General features: G+C 70.9%; 16 protein-coding genes. 14 read left to right on the plus strand and 2 right to left on the minus strand.

The window, feature by feature from the left end; genetic code table 11:
• The first annotated feature begins 10 nt into the window (after positions 1-10).
• The 5 genes from AB0C02_RS20605 (at position 11) to AB0C02_RS20625 (ending at position 6525) form a co-directional block, all read left to right on the plus strand.
• On the plus strand, positions 11-1195 hold the full coding sequence (locus AB0C02_RS20605; RefSeq protein ID WP_357550117.1) for a hypothetical protein: 1185 nt from the start codon (positions 11-13) through the stop codon (positions 1193-1195).
• Between the two features lie 122 nt (positions 1196-1317).
• Positions 1318-3462: a tetratricopeptide repeat protein gene (locus AB0C02_RS20610; protein ID WP_357550119.1), complete on the plus strand. Its 2145-nt coding sequence runs from the start codon at positions 1318-1320 to the stop codon at positions 3460-3462.
• Positions 3459-4457 carry a protein phosphatase 2C domain-containing protein gene (locus AB0C02_RS20615; protein ID WP_357550121.1) on the plus strand — a complete coding sequence of 333 codons (999 nt, stop codon included), beginning with the start codon at positions 3459-3461 and terminating at the stop codon, positions 4455-4457. The genes AB0C02_RS20610 and AB0C02_RS20615 overlap by 4 nt, the downstream gene beginning before the upstream one ends.
• Positions 4454-5743 carry a VWA domain-containing protein gene (locus AB0C02_RS20620; RefSeq protein ID WP_357550123.1) on the plus strand — a complete coding sequence of 430 codons (1290 nt, stop codon included), beginning with the start codon at positions 4454-4456 and terminating at the stop codon, positions 5741-5743. Before AB0C02_RS20615 ends, AB0C02_RS20620 begins: the two co-directional genes overlap by 4 nt.
• Positions 5743-6525, plus strand: coding sequence for an FHA domain-containing protein (locus tag AB0C02_RS20625; RefSeq protein ID WP_357550125.1), 783 nt, complete (start codon positions 5743-5745; stop codon positions 6523-6525). Before AB0C02_RS20620 ends, AB0C02_RS20625 begins: the two co-directional genes overlap by 1 nt.
• 71 nt (positions 6526-6596) lie before the next feature.
• On the opposite strand, the gene AB0C02_RS20630 is transcribed toward AB0C02_RS20625, so the two are convergent.
• Both AB0C02_RS20630 and AB0C02_RS20635 read right to left on the minus strand, forming a co-directional pair.
• Complete coding sequence (locus AB0C02_RS20630) at positions 6597-7973, minus strand: glycosyl hydrolase family 18 protein (protein WP_357550127.1); 1377 nt, start codon at positions 7971-7973, stop codon at positions 6597-6599.
• A gap of 234 nt (positions 7974-8207) precedes the next feature.
• Complete coding sequence (locus AB0C02_RS20635) at positions 8208-9080, minus strand: LLM class F420-dependent oxidoreductase (protein WP_357550129.1); 873 nt, start codon at positions 9078-9080, stop codon at positions 8208-8210.
• Between the two features lie 156 nt (positions 9081-9236).
• Here AB0C02_RS20635 and AB0C02_RS20640 point away from each other — a divergent pair, with 156 nt between their 5' ends.
• The 9 genes from AB0C02_RS20640 to AB0C02_RS20680 all read left to right on the plus strand — a co-directional run bounded on the left by AB0C02_RS20640 (position 9237) and on the right by AB0C02_RS20680 (position 20345).
• Complete coding sequence (locus AB0C02_RS20640) at positions 9237-10613, plus strand: transaminase (protein ID WP_357550130.1); 1377 nt, start codon at positions 9237-9239, stop codon at positions 10611-10613.
• A 131-nt stretch (positions 10614-10744) separates the two neighbouring features.
• Positions 10745-11047 carry a hypothetical protein gene (locus tag AB0C02_RS20645; RefSeq protein WP_357550132.1) on the plus strand — a complete coding sequence of 101 codons (303 nt, stop codon included), beginning with the start codon at positions 10745-10747 and terminating at the stop codon, positions 11045-11047.
• The gene (locus AB0C02_RS20650) at positions 11044-12681 is read left to right on the plus strand and encodes an amidase (protein ID WP_357550134.1); all 1638 of its coding nucleotides are present in this window, start codon (positions 11044-11046) and stop codon (positions 12679-12681) included. Before AB0C02_RS20645 ends, AB0C02_RS20650 begins: the two co-directional genes overlap by 4 nt.
• A gap of 193 nt (positions 12682-12874) precedes the next feature.
• Positions 12875-13915: a LacI family DNA-binding transcriptional regulator gene (locus AB0C02_RS20655; RefSeq protein WP_357550137.1), complete on the plus strand. Its 1041-nt coding sequence runs from the start codon at positions 12875-12877 to the stop codon at positions 13913-13915.
• A gap of 145 nt (positions 13916-14060) precedes the next feature.
• Positions 14061-15743, plus strand: coding sequence for a ribulokinase (araB, locus tag AB0C02_RS20660; RefSeq protein WP_357550139.1), 1683 nt, complete (start codon positions 14061-14063; stop codon positions 15741-15743).
• Positions 15740-16441 carry an L-ribulose-5-phosphate 4-epimerase gene (locus AB0C02_RS20665; RefSeq protein WP_357550142.1) on the plus strand — a complete coding sequence of 234 codons (702 nt, stop codon included), beginning with the start codon at positions 15740-15742 and terminating at the stop codon, positions 16439-16441. The genes araB and AB0C02_RS20665 overlap by 4 nt, the downstream gene beginning before the upstream one ends.
• Before the next feature lie 5 nt (positions 16442-16446).
• Positions 16447-17955, plus strand: a complete 1509-nt coding sequence (araA, locus tag AB0C02_RS20670; protein ID WP_357550144.1) for an L-arabinose isomerase — start codon at positions 16447-16449, stop codon at positions 17953-17955.
• Between the two features lie 123 nt (positions 17956-18078).
• Complete coding sequence (locus AB0C02_RS20675; protein ID WP_357550146.1) at positions 18079-19323, plus strand: sugar ABC transporter substrate-binding protein; 1245 nt, start codon at positions 18079-18081, stop codon at positions 19321-19323.
• A gap of 110 nt (positions 19324-19433) precedes the next feature.
• On the plus strand, positions 19434-20345 hold the full coding sequence (locus tag AB0C02_RS20680; RefSeq protein WP_357550151.1) for a sugar ABC transporter permease: 912 nt from the start codon (positions 19434-19436) through the stop codon (positions 20343-20345).
• Positions 20346-20349: the final 4 nt, after the last annotated feature.

The raw sequence follows: 20349 nt of genomic DNA on the forward strand, positions 1-20349 counted from the left end.
ACCGGCACCGATGAGCCGCAACCAGGTCGACGCCGCCATTGTCGGGCTCGTCGCCGCGCACGACCGGATCTCCGCCGCCATGTACGCGCTGGACGCCCATCCCGGCCTCGTCGTGCTGCGCGGCGACGACCTGCGCGGCAAGACCCGCCGGGCCGCCACCGAGACCCTTGCGCGGCTGGACGTCCTGTGGTCGCAGTTCGCCGCGCTGGGCTCCGCGCTGGACCGGGTGCGGGCGGTACGCGGCGCGCGGTCGAAGCCCGGCGACGACGAGCTGTCCGAGCTGACCATGCTGCTGCGCGGTCCCGTCCTGCCGCTCGCACCCGACGGCATGGTGGTCGACGACCCGCTGGCCGGGCCACCGCCGAACTGGGTGACCGCGATGGGCCTGGCCCAGGAGTTGGAGCGGGCCGCCGCCGAGGTCACCGGGACCCTCGACGGCGTCCAGTCGGCGTACGCGCAGGTCGCCAGCCGGTTCGAGCCGTTGACCAAGGCGTTGGACCGGGCCCGGACGGCCGCCGAGGCGCTGGGCGACGCCGCCGGGGGAGTCGAGGTGGGGCGTCTCGACGCACGCCTGGCCGAGGCGACCTTCGACGCGATGCGCGACCTGCTGGAAACGGCCGGACCACCGTCGGCGCTGGCCGCCGAGATCGACACCCTCGCCGTCCGGCTGGCCGACCTGGGCCGGTTGCGCGGCGCCTACCCGGACCGGGTGCAGCGGCTGCGGGCAGCGGTGGACGAGGTGGCCGAGGCGGAGGCCGGGACGGCCCAGGCGTACGCCGCCGCCGAGGCGAAGATCGCCAACCCTGGCCTGCCGCCGGCACCCGACACGGTCCCGGCGCTGCGGGCGCACCTGGCCCAGCTGGACCAACTGCACCGCGAGCAGCGCTGGCCCCGGCTCGCCGACGAGCTGACCACCGTCGAGCGGTCGGTGGCGCAGGCGCGGGAACGCGCGACGCAGCTGCGCGAGGCGGCCCAAGGGCTGCTCGACCGCCGGGCCGAGCTACGCGGCCGGCTCGACGCCTATCGCGCGCGGGCGGGACGATTCGGCCTTGCCGAACACAGCACGCTCGCCCAGCTGCACCGGACCGCGCAGGACCTGCTCTACACCAGCCCCTGCGACCTGCCGGCGGCCACCCGCGCCGTGGTCGCCTATCAGCGATACCTCTACGAGCTCACCGAGAGGGGGCACCAATGAGGTGTGTCCGGTCCGGTTGCCCCGGCTCCTACGGCCCAGAGGGCTACTGCGACGAGTGTGGACGCCGAGCACCCGCCGGCGCCCCGGCCCCGCGCACCGGCGCCCCGGCCTCGGGCGTCAGCGTGGCGACCGCCGCAGCCAGCCTGCCGTCCGTCGCCACGGCCGGCGCCGGCTCGGTGCGTACCAGATCCGGGCGCAGCCGTCCCTCGGCGCGTGGTGGACTCGGCGCCGGGCTGATCGACGTTCCGCGGGTACCGCTGCGCGACCCGGCCACGGCGGTCATGAGCGACCCGAAGGTGGCCGAGTCGCGGCGTTTCTGCGCGAAGTGCGAGGCCGAGGTGGGCCGTGGACGCGACGGCCGGCCGGGCCGGGCCGAGGGTTTCTGCCCCCACTGCGGCCACCCGTTCTCGTTCCTGCCGCGACTGCGCGCCGGCGACCTTGTCAACGACCGGTATGAGCTGCTCGGCGCGCTCGCGTACGGCGGGCTGGGCTGGATCTACCTCGCCCGGGACCGCAACGTGAGCGACTCGGTCAGCGACCGCTGGGTCGTCCTGAAAGGGCTCATCAACACCGGTGACGCCGACGCCATGGCGTCAGCGGTGACCGAGCGGCGGTTCCTGGTCGAGATCGACCACCCCAACATCGTCAAGATCCATGATTTCGTGCAGCACCCGGACCCGAAGACGGGCGAACTGGTCGGCTACATCGTCATGGAGTACGTCGGTGGCCAGTCGCTGCGGGACATCCTGGTGGCCCGCCGCGCCGAGGGCACGCGGGTGCTGCCGCTACCGGAGGTGATCGCGTACGGGGTCGAGATCCTCCCCGCGCTGGGCTACCTGCACGACCGTGGTCTGATCTTCTGCGACTTCAAGCCGGACAACGTCATCCACGCCGAGGAGCAGCTCAAGCTCATCGACCTCGGCGGCGTCCGGCGGGTCGACGACGAGGTCAGCGCCATCTACGGCACGCCCGGATACCAGGCGCCCGAGGTGGCGAGCGTGGGCCCGTCGGTCACCTCGGACCTCTACACCGTCGGGCGGACGCTTGCGGTGCTGAGCTTCGAGTTCCGTGGGTTCTCCAGCACGTACGCCGACCGGCTGCCCGACCAGTCGCAGGTGCCGTTGCTGGCGCAGGAGGAGTCCTACCACCGGCTGCTGTGCCGGGCCACGCACCCGGAACCGGCCCGGCGGTTCCAGTCCGCCGCCGAGATGAGCGAGCAGCTACTCGGCGTGCTCCGCGAGGTGCTGTCGGCCGCCGACGGCGTACCCCGGCCGACCCTGTCCCACCGGTTCACCGCCGAGCGGCGGGCGTTCGGCACCGGCGCCGGCGAGATCGGCGACACGGTGGTCGCCGACCTTAGCCCGGCGAGCGTCGCCGCCGCGCTGCCGCTGCCGCAGGTCGACGTCCTCGATCCCGGGGCCGGCTTCCTGGCCACGCTGAGCGTCACCGACCCGAACGAGGTCGTCCGGCAGCTGATGTCCGCCCCGGTGCAGAGTGTCGAGGTGGCGTTCCGGCTGGTCCGGGCGCGCATCGAGCAGGGGGACCTGGCCGGCGCGCACACCGGCCTCGACGAGTTGGCGGCCGCCGACCCGTTCGACTGGCGGATCGACTGGTACCGGGGCCTCGCCGCGCTGGCCGCGAACAACGCGGGAGCGGCGCGAGTCGCGTTCGACGCGGTCTACAACGAGCTGCCGGGGGAGCCGGCCGCCCGGCTGGCGCTGGCCGCCGCGATGGAGTGCACCGGCGACCCGACCGCCGCCGAGCGGCTCTACCACCGGGTGTGGCGGGTCGACCACGGCTACCTCAGCGCGGCCTTCGGGCTGGCCCGGATCCGGCTGGCCGCCGACGACCGGTCCGCCGCGCTGACCGTCCTCGACCAGGTGGCGGACAGCTCCAGCCTGCACGCCGCCGCCCAGGTCGCCGCCGTGCGCGCCAGCCTGCACGCCACCGCGCAGCACCCGATCGACCCCGACGACCTGCTGCACGCATCCGCCCGGCTGGAACGGCTCAGCCTCGACCTCGAACGCCGTGCCCGACTGGCCGTCGAAGTGCTGGAGGCGGCCCTGGCCTGGCTCACCACGGCCCGAGCAGCCGGGCACCGTCCGCCGCCAGGGGCCCGGGTGCTCGGCCACGAACTGACCGAGCGGGGGCTGCGTTTCGGGCTGGAGAAGGCGTACCGGGCGATGGCGCAACTGGCCCGCGACACCGACACCCGGATCGCGCTCGTCGACCGGGCCAACACCGTCCGCCCCAGGACGCTCATATGATCGGCTGCCCCGACCACGGCCCACCGAGCGAGCCGGACCACCGGTTCTGCGAGGTGTGCGGTCGTAACCTGCTGACCGGCGAGCCGGCACCGCAGTCCGAGCCGGCACCGCAGTCGGTGTCGCCCACCTGGCTGTCGTCGCGAGCCGCCGAACCGGCCTGCGCGAGCTGCGGCACGGCCTACGTGGGCGACGAAGCCTACTGCGACCACTGCGGGCGCAGGAGGCCGGTCGGGCGGGAGCACGCCGACCTGGACCTGGGCGCCGTCGCCGGGGTGACCGACCGTGGCATGCGCCGACGCCGCAACGAGGACGCGATCGCGGTCGGCCGGACCGGCGACGTCACCGCCGCCGTCGTCTGCGACGGGGTGTCCACCTCCACCCACCCCGACACCGCGGCGTACGCCGCCGCCGAGGCCGGCATCGCGGCCCTCCTGGCGGCGTTCGCCCACACCGCCGACCCCACCAGGGCCACCCTCGACGGCGCGCAGGCAGCCGCGGCGGCGGCCCGCGCCACCGCCGGTCCGGATGCCGGGGACTCACCGCCGAGCTGCACCTACGTCTCCGGCATCGTCACCGCCGACACGGTGACCGTCGGCTGGATCGGCGACAGCCGGGCGTACTGGCTGGGAGCGGACCCCGCCTGCCTCACCGTCGACGACTCGGTGGCCGGCCAACTCGCCGCCGGCCGTCCGCTCCCGCCGGGCCTCGACGCCGACCCCGAATCCCGGGCACTCATCCGGTGGCTCGGCGCCGACTCGGACGCCACCGAGGCACAGGTCGTCTCGCTGCGACCGGCCGGCCCCGGACGACTACTGCTCTGCACCGACGGGCTGCACGACTACCTGTCCGACCCGCGCGCCCTGGCGGCGGCAGCGTCCGGCCAACTGATCGACGTCGCGCGGCGCCTCACGACCATCGCGCTGGACGGCGGGGGCCACGACAACGTCACCGTCGCCGTACTCTCCCACGCAGCCTCAGGAGGCTCAGTTCAATGACCGCACAGTTCTCCGCCGAGGTCGACCAAAATCAATACCTGCCCGAGGGCGGGCGTGTCGTCGACGCCATCGTCACCGTGACCGCACAGGGCGGGGACCTGCGTGGGACGGGTGCCGCGCCCAGCGCGGCGGAGGTCATCATGGTCGACGTCTCCGGGTCGATGGGGATGCCGGCCCAGAAGATCGCCGAGGCGAAGAAGGCCACGGCCATCGCCATCGACACCCTCCGGGACGGGGTCGCGTTCGCCGTCGTCGCTGGCACAACGACGGCGTACATGGTCTATCCGCCCGACGCCCGGATGGTCCCGGCGTCCGCGCAGACCAGGGCCGAGGCGAAGGCCGCCGTCGCACGGCTGCGCGCCGACGGGGGTACGGCCATGGGCCGCTGGCTCGACCTCGCGAACTACCTCTTCGCCGGGCAGCAGGCCGAGGTGAAACACGCGATCCTGCTCACCGATGGGCAGAACCAGCACGAAAGCCCGCAGGACTTCCAGCGCGTACTCAGCGCCTGCGAGGGCAAGTTCGTCTGCGACAGCCGAGGCGTCGGCGCCGACTGGGTGGCCCGCGAGCTGCGCCTGATCGCCTCCACCCTGCTGGGCACCGCCGACGGCCTGGAAGACCCGGCCGAACTGCCGGCCGCCTTCCAGACCATGACGGAAGCCGCGATGGGCAAGTCGGTCGCCGACGTGTCGCTGCGGGTGTGGACCCCGGCCAGCGCCACCGTCCGGTTCGTCAAGCAGGTGTACCCACAGGTGGAGGACCTCACCGGCCGGCGAACGGAGGTGAGCGGCCGGATCGGCGACTACCCGACCGGCGCGTGGGGCGCGGAGAGCCGCGACTACCACGTATCGGTCGAGGTCGAGCCGGACGCGGTCGGCGAGGAGATGCTCGCCGCGCGGGTCAGTCTCATCAGCGGCGGGCAACTGCTCACCGAGAAGCTGGTCCTGGCCCGGTGGACCGACGACACCGCGCTCTCCACGAAGATCAACCCGCAGGTGGCGCACTACACCGGCCAGGCCGAGCTGGCCGCGGTGATCCAGGAAGGGCTCAAGGCGCGCGACGCCGGCGATGTGGACACCGCCACCGCGAAGCTCGGCCGGGCCGTCCAACTCGCCGCGGCCTCCGGCCACGAGGGCACCGCGAAGCTCCTCGCCCGCGTGGTGGACGTGGTCGACGCGCCCACCGGCACCGTGCGACTCAAGAAGCAGGTCGCCGGCGTCGACGCGGAAATCACCAACGTGCGGTCCGTCAAGACGGTCCGGGTGAAGAAGAAGCAGGAGGGCTGATGGCCAGCTGCCCCAAGGGACACGAGTCCGGCACCGTGGACTACTGCGACGTCTGCGGCGCCAGGATGGGCGACCCGACCGCATCACCGGCTGCGACCCCCGCCGTACCCCCGCCGCTGCCCGCCGACCCGGCCGCGCCGACACCGCCGGCCGCCCCACCCGATGCCCGGCCCTGCCCCGTGTGCGGTACGCCCCAGACCGGGCGCTTCTGTGAGGAAGACGGGTACGACTTCCTCCTCTCGCCGCCCGTGGCCGATCCGGCCGCGGCACCCCCCGCCGCCCCGACCACCCCGGCCGCCACCGGGCCGGCGCCGGCCGAGTCGACGACGCCCGCCACGCCGGCACCGGCCGAGTCGACGTCGGCCGCGTCGGCACCGCAACGGTGGACCGTCGGCGTGCATCCGGACTCGGCATACTTCGAGGTTGTCACGGCGATGGGCGGCGAAGACGCCGGCGCGATGGCGTTCCCGCAGTTCGCGCCCGAGCGGCGCTTCGTGTTGACGGGCCAGCAGATGGTGATCGGGCGGCGCAGCCGGTCGCGCGGCATCAGCCCGGACATCGACCTGGCCGGCCCGCCCGAAGATCCCGGGGTGTCCCATCTGCACGCGCTCCTGGTCGCCCAGGAGAACGGCTGGGCAGTGGTCGACCTGGAGTCGGCCAACGGCACCTACCTCAACGATCCGTCGTCGAACCCGATCGATCCGAACGTGCCGGTACCGGTCAACGACGGCGACACGATCTACCTGGGGGCGTGGACCGCCCTGACGATCCACGCCCCGTGAGGACGGTGTGAGCAGGTAGCGCGGCTGCCCCACCCCCGGCCGAGGCGGTGGGGGCAGGGCAGCCGGTGGGGTCAGGCCGGCAGGCGCCAGACCTGGTTGGCGCCGCCGAAGCAGTCCCAGATCTGCAGCCGGGTGCCGTCGGCGGAGCTGTTGTCGGTGGCGTCCAGGCACTTGTTCGCCTGGGGGTTACGCAGCGTGCCGTTGGACTGGGCCTGCCAGACCTGGGCACCGGTGCCGTTGCAGTCCCAGAGTTGGACCTTGGCCCCGTTGGCGGTGGAGCCACTGGTCACGTCGGCGCACTTGCCCAGGGCACGGAGCGTGCCGTCACTGGCCACCGTCCAGCTCTGCGCGGCGGTGCCGTTGCAGGTGTAGAGCTGGATGGCGGTGCCGTTGGCGGTGCCGGCCGCGGCGACGTCGACGCACTTGCCGGCGATGCCGGTGATCGGGCCGGTCCGCCCGCTCGGCGGCGAGGTGCCGCCCATGACGGTGTCGTAGATCGCGCTGACCAGCGAGGTGGAGCCGGTGGTGTCCTGGGAGAGTTCCCAGTTCATCATCCCGCCGGCGTTGGCCATCGCCCACTGGGTCTTGCGCTTGACGGTCGCGACGCCGTTGTAGCACTGCTGCGCGCCGGCGACCGTGGTGCAGTCCCGGTTGGCGTTGGCCGCGTCCATGCCGACCAGCGCGGAGTAGGTGTAGTAGCCGGGCCGGCTGTAGAAGGGCACGCCGAGCACCGCCTTGCCGGCGGGTAGGCCGCGCGACTTCCACCCGTTGACGCTGTTGATCGACCAGTCGTAGTTGGCGTGTGGGCTACCGCCGTCGTACGCCATGATGTTCAGCCAGTCGACGTAGCCGAACACCGCCGTCGGTACGCCCTGCACGTAGTAGCCCTCGGAGACCACGGCGGCGGTGAGCAGCTTGCCGCGGCTGTGCAGCGCGCTGCTCAACTGCTGCATCAGTTGGGAGTAGTTGTTGGCCGAGGCGCCCGGGTCGGGGTATTCCCAGTCGATGTCGACACCGTCGAGGCCGTACTGGTTGACGAAGTTGACCACGTTGTTGACGAACGCGCCGCGGGCGCCGGAGTTGGCGGCGAGGGCCTCGAACGCCGAGTCGTCGCCGTCGTTCCAGCCGCCGATCGCGATCGACACCTTGACGTTGTTGGCGTGCCCGAGCGACACGAGCGAGGAGAGCTTGCTGGGGTTGTCCACCGCGCGCAGGCTGCCGTCGTTGTTGGGCAGCACGAACGCGTAGTTGATGTGGGTGAGCTTGCCGTACTGGATGCTGTTGACGCTGCCGCTCCAGGACGGCATGTAGCCGACGCTCTTGAAGTTGTTCGGCAGGACCGCGGCTTCGGCGGCGGCCGGGGTGAGGGCGAGGGTCGCGCCGGCGGTAGCCAGGGCGAGCAGACCGGCGGCCAGGGGCGAGCGACGGCGGGGCAGTGGTGACGACATCGAGGGCCTTCCCGTTGGCGGGTTGCGGCGCCGTGCCGCCCGGTCGGCGCTGGATCGGCCAGTCGCCGTGCCGGGCGTACGGGTGGGACAGTGGTCTTCCTCGAGGTAGGCCAAATATTAAAGAGTATTAACTAAGGCGTCAACGATGCTCCTCGATGGATGCTCCGCACGTCGAGGCCCGAAACACCGCGTGGCGCGGCGGCCCCGTCGGCCGCCGCGCCACGTCGACGAGCGTCAGCTGAGTTCGGCCAGTCGTGCGGGGATCTGCTGCTCGGCGAGTTGCTGCGCGAACTCGACCGGGTGCCGGTCGGGCATCGTCTGCACCTCGGTCACGCCGAGCGCCGCGTACTCGGCCACCTCGGCAACCCACCCGTCGACGTCGGCCAGGGGAGGCCGCATGACCATCACGGTCTTCTCGATGCCGTCGTAGTCCCGGCCTTCGGCGGCGCAGTGTTTCCGCAGCACGTCGAGCTTGTGCGCGACCTCGGAGGGGCTGTTGCCGAACAGGTTGCACGCGTCCGCGTAGCGGGCCACGAGCCGCAGGGTCTTCTTCTCGCCGCCGCCACCGATCATGATCGGCGGGTGCGGTCGGCTGATCGGCGCCGGCACGCTCAACGTCTCGGCCAGTTGGTAGTGCCTGCCGTCGAACCGGCCGTTGTCGTCGCTCCACATCTGCAGGCAGATCCGCAACGCCTCTTCGAGTCGTTCGAAGCGCTCGCCGACCGGGACGACCGGTACGCCGAGGCCGCGCTGCTCGCGGTCGTACCACGACGCGCCGATGCCGAGCCGGGCCCGCCCGCCGGAGAGGACGTCGAGCGTGGTGACGATCTTGGCGAGCAGGCCCGGGTAGCGGTACATCACCCCGGTGACGAGGACACCGAGCGTCATCCGTTCCGTCTTCGCGGCCAGGTAGCCGAGCGTGGTGTAGGCCTCGAGCATCGGCTCCTCCGCCGACGTCTGGAACTCCATCTGGAAGTAGTGGTCCATGACCGTGAATGCGGACACGCCGGTCTGCTCCGCGATCGTGGCGGTCTCCGCCAGGGTCGGGGCGATCTTCGACGGGTCGGCGGGCTTGGAGTAGTTCCAGTAGTGCAGGCCAAGTCTCATGGCCCGTCCCTTCAGGTCCGTGGGCGGCTTTCGTTCATCATGCCGGTTCGTCGGCGTTTGCTCTGCCCGTCCCGCGATGGGCGACCGCCCGGCCGGTGCGCCGAATCAGTCGCGTGACCACTAGTTTGATGAGAAATCCGTTGCTACTGTCGCCCGATGGTTACGGATTTCGAAGCCAGCGGGGTTGACCGCAACCGCCTCAACCGGCTGCTGGAGCGGGAGCGGGTCGCGTTCGTGGATCGGCACCCCCGGTCGGCCGCCTCGTACGCGCGCGCCGAGCACCTGTTCGGCAGGGTGCCGATGACGTGGATGAACAAGACCGCGGCCGGCTTTCCGGTGTATGTGGACCGCGCTCGCGGGGCTCGACTCGTTGACGTCGACGGACACGACTACCTCGACTTCTGTCTCGGCGACACCGGGGCGATGGCCGGACATTCCCCCGCTCCGGTCGTCGCCGCCGTCACCCGGCGGCTCGCCGAGCTCGGCGGAGCGAGCACGATGCTGCCCACCGAGGAGGCGGCGACGGTCGGGGCCGAACTGAGCCGTCGCTTCGGGCTCCCCGCCTGGAGTTTCACCCTGACCGCCACCGATGCGAATCGGTGGGCGATCCGGCTGCTGCGTGCCGTCACCGGCCGTCCACGCATCCTCGTGAACAGCTATTGCTACCACGGCTCCGTGGACGAATCACTGATCGTGGTCGGGCCGGACGGACGCCCGCGCAGCCGTGCGGGCAACGTCGGCGCCCCCTACGACGTGACCGCCACCAGCCGGGTCGCCGAGTTCAACGACCTCGACGGACTGGCCCGCGAACTCGCACACGGAGATGTGGCCGCGGTCCTGATGGAGCCGGCGCTGACCAACATCGGCATAGTGCTGCCCGAACCCGGCTACCTCGACGGGGTCCGCGCGCTCACCCGGCAGCACGGCACCTACCTCATCAATGACGAGACGCACACGTTCTCGGCCGGGCCGGGTGGCGCGACCGCTGCGTGGGGCCTGACGCCGGACGTGATCACGATCGGCAAGGCCATCGGCGGCGGCGTCCCGGTTGGCGCGTACGGCCTGTCCACCGAACTCGCCGCCGCGCTGACCGGTCGGCCGGACCTCGACCTGGTCGACATGGGTGGCGTAGGGGGCACGCTCGCCGGCAACCCGGTGTCGATCGCGGCCACCCGAGCCACCCTTGAGGAGGTCCTCACCGACGAGGCGTTCGCCGGCATGATCGATGTGGCGTCCGTCTTCGCCGAGGGCGTCCGCACCCTGATCAAGGAGTACGCGCTGCCCTGGTCGGTGAGCCAGCTCGGCGCGCGCGTGGAGTATCGCTTCGCCGCTCCGGCGCCCCGCACCGGCACCGAATCCGCGGCCTGCGGCGACCCCGACCTGGAGGACTATCTGCACGTCTATCTGATCAACCGGGGGATCCTGATCACCCCGTTCCACAACATGGCACTGATGTGCCCGCAGACCACCGTCGAGGACGTCGCCCGGCACCACGAGGTCTTCGCCGACGCGCTCGGAGCGCTGCTGCGCTGAACGGCAGGCCGGGACGCCGGCTCAAATATCCCTCAATTCCCATGCGTGCTTCCCTCGCGTGACGCTGCGATCGACCTAGGTTCAGCTCACTTCACCGGAACCCGGCGACCTGCCTCCGCGAGAGGAGCACCATGGCACCTACGCCGCCCACCGATGCTGACCTGAACGTGATGATCCGGGCGCGGCTGGCCGCGCTCGGTATCGACCTTGACCAACTTCCGCCCGGCACCACCTCCGATCCGGTGACCGGCGCGCCCGGGCGGGACTCCGTCCTCGCCTCGCTGCGCTCATTCCTGCGGGGCACCGTGGCGGAACTGGCCGCGTACCAGTTGCCCGTCCCGGGCGCCGCGGATCCGGATGCGAGGAAGGCGTTGTCGCAGCAACGCGTGCCGATCCTGTACCCCGCGAACAGCACGGAATGGCGGAAGTCATGACTGTCGAACCACTTGACCGTTCGGTCGACCGCCGGGCGTTTCTGGCCCGCGCCGCCGCGCTGGCCGTCGCCTCCGCCGCGGGCGCGGCCGTCGTCGCGCCTCAGATGGCGGCGGCGAGCGGCCCCTTGTTCGGGAGCCTTGCGGCGGGGAACAAGAACAAGCCGCTGGACCACCCCAACGCCTACGCCCAGCCCCGGCCGGAGGCGGTCGCTGATCCGACCGAGCTGACCATCGCCGAGGCGGCCTGGCTCATCCGCGCCAACAAGCTCACCCCGGAGCAGTTGGTCGAGGCGTACCTGGCGCGCATCTCCACGTACGACGGCATTTACCAGGCCTTCAACCTGGTGCTCGCCGATGCGGCCGTGGTGGCGGCACGCGATGCCGCCCGCGAGCCCCGACGCGGCGCGCTTCATGGCATTCCGCTGGTGGTCAAGGACAACTACTACACCGAGGGCGTCCGCACCACCGGGAACTCCTTCCTGTTCAAGGACTTCGTGCCGCCGTACGACGCGACCGCCGTGGCCCGGCTCAAGGCCAGCGGCGCGGTCGTCCTCGGCAAGACGCAGATGGGCCCGTTGGCCACCACCCGGGCCACCACCCCGGCCGGTGTGATCACCACGGTGAACGCCTGGACGCCGACCAACCGAAACACCGACCCCGGCGGGTCCTCGACCGGCACGGCTACCGCGGTGGCCGGCCGCATGGCAACCTCCGGTATCGGCACCCAGACCGGTGGCTCGATCACCGCCCCGTCGAACGCCCAGAACCTGACCGGGCTCAAGCCGACCATGGGTCGCGTCTCGGCGGCCGGCATCATTCCGCTCACCTACACCCGCGACCACCCGGGGCCGCTGGCTCGCGATGCCAAGGACGCCGCCATCATGCTGACGGCGATGGCGGGCGAGGACCCGGCGGATCCGCGCAGTCAGGGACTGCCCGACGTGCCCGATCTCATCGACGCGGCCACCCCGGTGTACCAGAAGAACCGGGTCAAGCTGCGTTGGAACACCAGGATCGGCGTGCTGCCGGGCTTCACCAACGGCACCTCGGCGACCGCGTTGGCCCGCCAGGCGTATCTGGCCCAGCTTGCCGCGATTCCCGGCGTCACGCTCGTGGACGTGTCCCTGCCCGCCGAGTGGAGCCAGCTCACCGGCAGCGTGTTCAACAACGTTCGGCTGGCCGAGCGCAGCGAGCCGTTCATGCCCTACCTGCGTACCGACCTGCGTGGCTTCGGCGTGTCGCTGACCAGTTGGCTGCAGGGGGCGTTGCTGGGCGGCAACGAGTTCCTCACCGGCCAGCGGGCCAAGCTGCTGCTGATGGAACGGGTGCTCAACGACCTGTTCGACGCGTGCGACGTCGTGGTGCAGACCGACCCGGTGCCCTTCGACATCCTGGGCCTGCCGGAGATCGCCTTCCCGATCGGGTTCAGCGCCGCCGGCGTGCCGATCGGCACCATCCTCGGTGGCCTGCCCTACGGCGAGGACCGGCTGTTGTCGGTGGTGGCCGCGTACCAGGCGACGACGGACTGGCATCTGCGGCGGCCCGCCGATCCGCCCGCCGGAGCCAGGACGCTGGGGGCTCCTGCCGAGGCGCCCCGGTTGACGGCCGAGCAGGTCGCCGAACTCACCCAGTGACCCGTGCGGAGGGCGGGAGGTTTCCCGCCCTCCGCCCCTTCTCGCCGGCCCTAAATGTTATCGTTAACGCCTTTCCGCTGGCCTGCGCGGTTGCGGCAGGGGCGGCGGCAGTAACGTGGACGGGTTCAAGGTCGCTGTCCGCGCGGGGGAGGGCGTATGACGACTCCGCGGTGAGATCGAGGATGATGAGCCTGTGGTGAAGGATCCGTCGGAACTGAGCGTGGCAAAGAGCCGCCGCCTGCCGGTCATGGGCGACGTCGCGCGCTTGGCGGGCGTGTCGCACATGACCGTGTCCCGAGTCCTCAACGAGCCCGAGTCGGTGCGCCCCAATACCCGCGAGCGGGTCCTGCTGGCCATCGAGCAGCTTGGCTACCGCCGTAACAGCGCCGCGCGGAGCCTGGTCACCCGACGCTCGCAGACGCTCGGCGTTGTCTGCTTCGACACCACGCTCTACGGTCCTGCTTCGATGCTCAACGGCATCGAACACGCCACCGAGGACGCGGGATACGCGGTGAGCGTGGCGAGCCTGCGTCGGCCCACCGCAGAGGCGGCGACCCAGGCGGTCCAGCGCCTGGTCGACCAGTCGGTGGACGGCCTCGTCCTGATCGCCCCGCAGGCTGCCGAGGCGATGGCGTTCGTCCGCGCTTTGCCGACCGACGTTCCGGTCGTCGCCGTGGAGAATGCCCTGCCGAACGTCACCAGTGTCTCGGTCGACCAGGTCCTCGGCGCCCGCCTGGTCACCGAGCATCTGCTCGCCCTGGGGCATGAGACCGTTCACCATGTGCGGGGCCCGTCGGACTGGAGCGAGGCGAACGGGCGCGTCGACGGCTGGTTGGCCGCGCTGGAGGAGAACGGGCGGGCGGTGCCTCGGGAGCTCGTCGGTGACTGGAGCGCCAAGTCGGGGTACGTCGCCGGCCAGAAGCTGGCCCGGGATCGCCGGGCCACCGCGGTGTTCGCGGCCAACGACTCGATGGCCTTGGGCGTGCTGCGGGCGCTGCACGAAGCGGGGGCGCGGGTGCCGGAGGACGTCAGCGTGGTGGGGTTCGACGACATCCCCGAGGCGGCGTTCATGACACCGCCGCTGACCACCGTGAGTCAGCCGTTTCGCGATGTCGGCCGGCGCAGCATCGAGATTCTGTTGGACGAGATCGAGGGGGGCGAGGAGCGTGGCGCTTCGTCGGTCATTCCCCCGGAGCTGGTGATTCGCAACAGCACGTCCAGCCGTCGGACGTAGGGCCCGCCCGAGGAGCGCGGGTAAACGCTTCGAAAACAATCTCTTCTTCGAGTCTTGACGCCGCTGAAGTTAACGCTAACACTTCGAGTGACTCCGCTAACACTCCTACGTCGCGATGCCGCACGTACCTGTTTGGAGGAACCCGATGTTGCCGCGTTCCGTTATCGCTGACGCCTCCGGGTACGTCGTCGGTGTCGACTTTGGCACGTTGTCCGGCAGGGCCGTCGTGGTCCGCGTCCGCGACGGCGCCGTGGTCGGCTCCGCGGTCCACGAGTACGCGCACGGCGTCATGGACGAATTCCTGGCCGCCACCGGCGAGCGGCTGCCGCCCGACTGGGCGCTCCAGGTCCCCGCGGACTACCTCGACGTGCTGCGCCACGCGGTGCCCGAGGCGGTCGAAGCCGCCGGGATCGCCCCCGACGAGGTCATCGGCATCGGCACGGACTTCACGTCCTGCACGGTGCTGCCCACCCTGGCCGACGGCACGCCGCTGTGCGAGCTGCCCGAGCTGACCGGCCGGCCGCACGCGTACGTCAAGCTCTGGAAGCACCACGCCGCTCAGCGCCACGCCGACCGGATCAACCAGCTGGCCCATGAGCGAGACGAACCCTGGATCAGCCGTTACGGCGGCCGGATCTCCTCCGAGTGGGAGTTCGCCAAGGGCCTCCAGCTTCTGGAGGAGGACCCCGAGGTCTACGCACGCACCGACTGCTGGGTCGAGGCCGCCGACTGGATCGTCTGGCAGCTGACCGGTACGTACGTCCGCAACGCCTGCGCGACCGGCTACAAGGCGATCTACCAGGACGGCCGCTACCCCTCGGACGACTTCCTCGCGGCGCTGAACCCGGGCTTCACCGACTTCGTGACCCGCAAGCTCGCCGGCCCGATCGCCGCTCTCGGCAGCCGAGCCGGCACCCTGACACCCGAAGCAGCGGCACTGACCGGCCTCCCGGCGGGCATCGCGGTCTGCGCCGGAAACGTCGACGCCCACGTCACCGCGCCCGCGGCCGGTGCTGTCGAGCCCGGCCAGCTCGTCGCCATCATGGGCACCTCCACCTGCCATGTGGTCAGTTCCGAGGTGCTGACCGAGGTGCCCGGCATCTGCGGGGTGGTCCACGGTGGCATCGTCGACGGGCTCTGGGGTTACGAGGCCGGCCAGAGCGGCGTCGGCGACATCTTCGCCTGGTTCACCGGGCGGAACACCCCGCCGGCCTACGCCGACGAGGCACGCGCCCGAGGCATCTCGGTCCACGATCTGCTCACCGAGAAGGCGGCCCTGCAGCCGGTCGGCGGGCACGGCCTGGTCGCGCTCGACTGGCACAGCGGCAACCGGTCCGTCCTGGTCGACCACGAGCTCTCCGGGCTCGTTGTCGGGCTGACCCTGGCGACCCGCCCCGAGGACATCTACCGGGCTCTGCTGGAGGCGACCGCATTCGGCACCCGGGTCATCGTCGACGCGCTGCGCGCGGGACGCGTGCCGGTGACCGAGCTGGTCGTTGCCGGGGGTCTGGTCAAGAACCGGTTCCTGATGCAGCTCTACAGCGACGTGACCAGGCTGCCGCTCAGCATCGTGGGCTCCGCGCACGCACCCGCGGTCGGCTCGGCGATCCACGCCGCGGTCGCCGCCGGCGCGTACCCGAGCGTGCGTGCCGCCGCAGCGGCGATGGGCCGGCGGGACGTCGCGATCTACGAACCCGACGAGAAGCGCGCCGCGGCCTACGACGAGCTGTACGCGCAGTACCTGACGCTGCACGACTACTTCGGTCGCGGCGGCAACGACGTGATGCGCGAGCTGCGCCGAATCCGGCGGGAGGCGGAGACCCGATGACGACGTACGAGACGACGCGCACCGAAGTGGTGCGGCCGGTCCGGGAAGCGGTTGCCGCGCTGCACGCGCAGCTGACCGCCTACCGCCTCGTGGCGTGGACGGCCGGCAACGTGTCCGGCCGGGTGCCGGGCCACGACCTGATGGTCATCAAGCCGAGCGGCGTGGACTACGCCGACCTGACGGCGGATTCCATGGTCGTCTGCGATCTGGACGGCAACCTGGTCGAGGGCGACCTCAACCCGTCGAGCGACACCGCGGCCCACGCGTACGTCTATCGGCATCGGCCCGACGTCGGCGGGGTCGTCCACACCCACTCGACGTACGCCTCGGCGTGGGCAGCCCGCGGAGAGCCCATCCCGTGTGTGCTCACCGCCATGGCCGACGAGTTCGGCGGGGAAATCCCGGTCGGACCGTTCGCCATGATCGGTGACGACTCCATCGGCCGGGGCATCGTGGAGACGCTCACCGGGCACCGATCGCCCGCCGTGCTCATGCGCAACCACGGCGTGTTCACGATCGGAGCGACGGCCCGCGACGCGGTGAAGGCGGCGGTCATGTGCGAGGACGTCGCACGGACCGTTCACCTCGCCCGGCAGCTCGGCACGCCACGGGAGATCGATCCCGTCGACGTCGACCGGCTCTACGCGCGCTACCAGAAGGTGTACGGCCAGCCTGGCCGGTCCGATGGAACGGAGTGACATTCGTGCCGACAGTAGATAGTCCGGGGGAGATCTGGTTCCTGACAGGGAGTCAGGCGCTGTACGGCGACGACGTGCTTGAGCAGGTCGCGGCGCAGTCCCGCGAGGTGTGCCAGGCGCTCGCCGGCGGCCTGCGAGCCAGCCCTCGGCTGGTGTGGAAGCCGGTGCTGACGACCTCCGACGCGATCCGCCGAACCTGCCTGGACGCCACCGCGGACGACGCGGTGGTCGGCGTCATCGCCTGGATGCACACGTTCTCACCGGCGAAGGCCTGGATCGCCGGCCTGTCCGCGCTCGGCAAGCCGCTGCTGCACCTGCACACCCAGGCCAACCGGTCGCTGCCCTGGGCCGAGTTGGACATGGACTTCATGAACCTCAACCAGGCCGCACACGGCGACCGCGAGTTCGGGTACGTGCAGTCGCGGTTGGGGGTGGCCCGCAAGACCGTCGCGGGCTTCGCCGGTGATCCGGCACTGGCGGGCCGGGTCAGCGCCTGGGCTCGCGCGGCGACCGGTTGGCGGGCGGCTCGATCGCTGCGGATGGCCCGCTTCGGCGACAACATGCGCGACGTGGCTGTGACAGACGGCGACAAGGTCGGCGCCCAGGCGACCTTGGGCATCTCGGTCAACGCCTACGGCGTGAACGCGCTCGTCGCGGCCGTCGACGAGGCAGGCGACGCCGAGGTGGACAAGCTCGTCGTCGAGTACGAGGAGCGCTACGACGTCACGCCCGAACTGCGCCGCGGTGGCGACCGACACGACTCCCTGCGGTACGGCGCCCGAATCGAGCTCGGCCTTCGCCAGTTCCTCGGGACCGGTGGCTTCGACGCCTTCACGACGAACTTCGAAGACCTGGGCGGGCTGCGGCAGCTCCCCGGCCTCGCCGTGCAGCGCCTGATGGCCGACGGCTACGGGTTCGGCGGCGAGGGTGACTGGAAGACGGCGGCGCTGCTGCGCATCCTGAAGGTGGTGGCCGGAGACGAGCCGGGCGGCACCTCGTTCATGGAGGACTACACCTACCACTGGGGGCCCGGCGAGCCGAAGATCCTGGGCGCGCACATGCTCGAGGTCTGCCCGAGCATCGCCGGCGGCCGTCCGAGCCTCCAGATCCACCCGTTGTCGATCGGGGACCGCGAGGACCCGGTTCGCCTGGTCTTCACCGCCGCGCCCGGCCCTGGCCTCGTGGTCGGCCTCGCCGATCTGGGCGGCCGGCTCCGGCTGACCGCCAACGAGATCGACCTCGTGGAGCCGGACGAGCCGCTGCCGCGGCTGCCCGTCGCCCGCGCGGTCTGGAAACCCTGCCCCGACCTCGCCACGTCGGCCGAGTGCTGGTTGCTCGCGGGCGGCCCGCACCACACCGTGCTGAGCACCGCGGTCGGCCGGGAAGCCCTCGCCGATTTCGCTGACATGGCCGGTGTCGAGCTACTGATGATCGACTCTGCGACCGACCCACGGTCGTTCGCCGACCGTATCCGCTGGAACAGCACCTACTACCGCCTTGCACAGCGACCGTAGGCCACGCCTCGGGGAGCACGCGCACAACCACAGTACGAATACGCCCAACGATGACCCTAGGAGCGGAAGATGAGACGAACCTTGCGCAGGCGGGTTGGCCTGCGCCCACTGGCAGGAGTCCTCGTGGCGGCGCTGGCACTCGGCGCCGCAGCGTGCGGTAAGGACGACTCGAAGGAGCCGGCGGCGGTTCAAGCCGGACCCGATGGCACCGATGACGGCAGCGAGCTGACGCTCTGGACCCGCGCACCGCTGGAGAAGCAGGCGAAGCTGCTCGTCGAGGCCTACAACTCCAGCCACAAGAACCAGGTCAAGCTGACCGTCGTACCCAACGACGACTACGTGGCGAAGGTTGGCGCGGCGGCCGGCTCCGGCGGGCTCCCCGACCTCTTCGCCGCGGACATCGTCTACGTGCCCAACTGGGTGCAGCAGGGACTGTTCCGGGACCTCAGCTCGAACATCAACGGCCTCGCCTTCAAGGACTCCATCAACAAGGGGCACCTTGCCGCCGGCACCCGCGAGGGCAAGGAGTACGTGCTGCCCTTCGTGCTGGACCTGTCGATGCTGTTCTGGAACAAGCAGCTGTTCAAGGACGCCGGCCTGGACCCGGAGAAGGCCCCGGCCACGCTGGAGGAGTACGCCAACGCCGCCAAGGCGATCCAGGCGTTGAAGAAGGACGGCGTCTACGGCACGGCCACCGGCCTGAACTGCGGCGGGTGCCTGGTCTTCACCTGGTTCCCCACGGTCTGGGCCAGCGGCGGCGAGGTGCTGAGCGAGGACGGCGCCAAGTCCAGGCTCGCCGACGACACCGCCCAGAAGGTCTACCGCACCTGGCGGGACCTCTGGAAGTCCGGCGCCGTGCTGCCGTCCTCGAAGGACGAGGCGGGCCCCACCTGGACGGCCGGGTTCACCCAGGGCAAGGTGGGCCTGATGTTCTACCCGGCGACCCTGCTCTCCTCGACGCCGTTCGATGTCGGCGTGGCCGGCATCCCCGGCCCGGACGGCGGCGCCTCCACTTTCGTCGGCGGCGACGGCATCGGTGTCTCGAAGGACTCGAAGAAGGCCGCGCAGGCCTGGAACTTCCTGAACTGGATGATGTCCGAGGACGCCCAGGTGGAGGTGCTCGCGAAGGACAAGGACGTGGTGTCGCGCTCCGACCTCGCGAACAACAAGTACGCCGCCGAGGACCCGCGGCTGGTCACCATCAACGAGGTCGCCGGCAAGGGAGACACGCCGGTCGCGTTGAACTTCCAGCAGGCGTTCAACGCGCCGAACAGCCCCTGGCTGACCCTCGTGCGCGACCAGGTGCTGGGTGACGGCGGCAACCTGCAGAAGGACAACGACGAGATCTCCGCCGTGCTCGGGCAGTAGACCTTCGCCGTGGGCGTGTGCCGGGCCGTCGGCCCGGCACACCCTCGCGCCATGACACCGACCCGGACACCTCAGCGATCTGCCCGCCAGCCGACGAACGAGAGGTTCCCATGAGAGTCAACGCACCCCCAGCCGGTGCGGCGACTCGACGCGTCGCTCGTCGCAGCGGCCGTCGAGCCCTGCTCGGCTGGCTCTACGCCACCCCGACGGCGGTCATCGTGACGGCGCTGTTCGCCGTCCCGCTGCTGCTCGTGATCCGGATGTCGGTGTCAAGGTGGCCGCTGCTGGCCGGCGACCAGGGCATCAACTTCCCCGACAACTTCGTGAAGGCGTTGAACCACCGGTTCTTCACCTCCTCGGTGGTGTTCACCATCAAGTACACGGTGCTCGCGACCGTGCTGCTCCTGCTGCTCGGGCTGGGCCTGGCCCTGCTCGTGCAGGAGTCGAGCCGATGGAACAACCTGATTCGCGCGTCGTTCCTGGTTCCCAGCGCGCTCGGGTTGGCCTCGGCGTCCCTGCTGTTCTACGTGCTCTACTCGCCGTTCGCGAGCCCGCTGGCGCCCCTGATGGAGCGTTGGGGCTTCACCTTCCTCGGTTCACCGACTGCGGCGCTCTTCTCGACGCTCTTCCTCATCGTCTGGCGCTACGCCGGCTTCTACATGGTGCTCATGCTCGTCGGCCTGCAGGGAATATCGGCGGACGTGTACGAGGCCGCCCGGATGGACGGCGCCAGTCGCTGGCAGACCTTCTGGAAGGTCACCCTGCCGCTCCTGCGCCCGACGCTGGCGTTGACCACCGTGCTCTGCGTGACCGGCTCCCTGCTCGCGTTCGAGCAGTTCTACATCCTCACCAAGGGCGGCCCGGACAACAGCACGATCTCCGTGGTGCAGCTCATCTACTCGGTGGCCTTCCAGGGCCAGAACGATCTCGGGGTGGCGGCCGCCATCTCCATCATCGTGCTGGTGGCCCTGGTCATCATCAACGCGCTGCAGATGCGCGCCTTCCGGTCCGAGGAGAGCTGACGCG

Source organism: Micromonospora sp. NPDC048999 (genome assembly GCF_040649295.1).
Lineage (GTDB): Bacteria > Actinomycetota > Actinomycetes > Mycobacteriales > Micromonosporaceae > Micromonospora.

Coding starts and splice junctions, on each gene's coding strand:
- AB0C02_RS20605 (WP_357550117.1), top strand. CDS start 11: ATGAGCCGCAACCAGGTCGACGCCGCCATTGTCGGGCTCGTCGCCGCG.
- AB0C02_RS20615 (WP_357550121.1), top strand. CDS start 3,459: ATGATCGGCTGCCCCGACCACGGCCCACCGAGCGAGCCGGACCACCGG.
- AB0C02_RS20620 (WP_357550123.1), top strand. CDS start 4,454: ATGACCGCACAGTTCTCCGCCGAGGTCGACCAAAATCAATACCTGCCC.
- AB0C02_RS20625 (WP_357550125.1), top strand. CDS start 5,743: ATGGCCAGCTGCCCCAAGGGACACGAGTCCGGCACCGTGGACTACTGC.
- AB0C02_RS20630 (WP_357550127.1), bottom strand. CDS start 7,973: ATGTCGTCACCACTGCCCCGCCGTCGCTCGCCCCTGGCCGCCGGTCTG.
- AB0C02_RS20635 (WP_357550129.1), bottom strand. CDS start 9,080: ATGAGACTTGGCCTGCACTACTGGAACTACTCCAAGCCCGCCGACCCG.
- AB0C02_RS20640 (WP_357550130.1), top strand. CDS start 9,237: ATGGTTACGGATTTCGAAGCCAGCGGGGTTGACCGCAACCGCCTCAAC.
- AB0C02_RS20645 (WP_357550132.1), top strand. CDS start 10,745: ATGGCACCTACGCCGCCCACCGATGCTGACCTGAACGTGATGATCCGG.
- AB0C02_RS20650 (WP_357550134.1), top strand. CDS start 11,044: ATGACTGTCGAACCACTTGACCGTTCGGTCGACCGCCGGGCGTTTCTG.
- araB (WP_357550139.1), top strand. CDS start 14,061: ATGTTGCCGCGTTCCGTTATCGCTGACGCCTCCGGGTACGTCGTCGGT.
- AB0C02_RS20665 (WP_357550142.1), top strand. CDS start 15,740: ATGACGACGTACGAGACGACGCGCACCGAAGTGGTGCGGCCGGTCCGG.
- AB0C02_RS20680 (WP_357550151.1), top strand. CDS start 19,434: ATGAGAGTCAACGCACCCCCAGCCGGTGCGGCGACTCGACGCGTCGCT.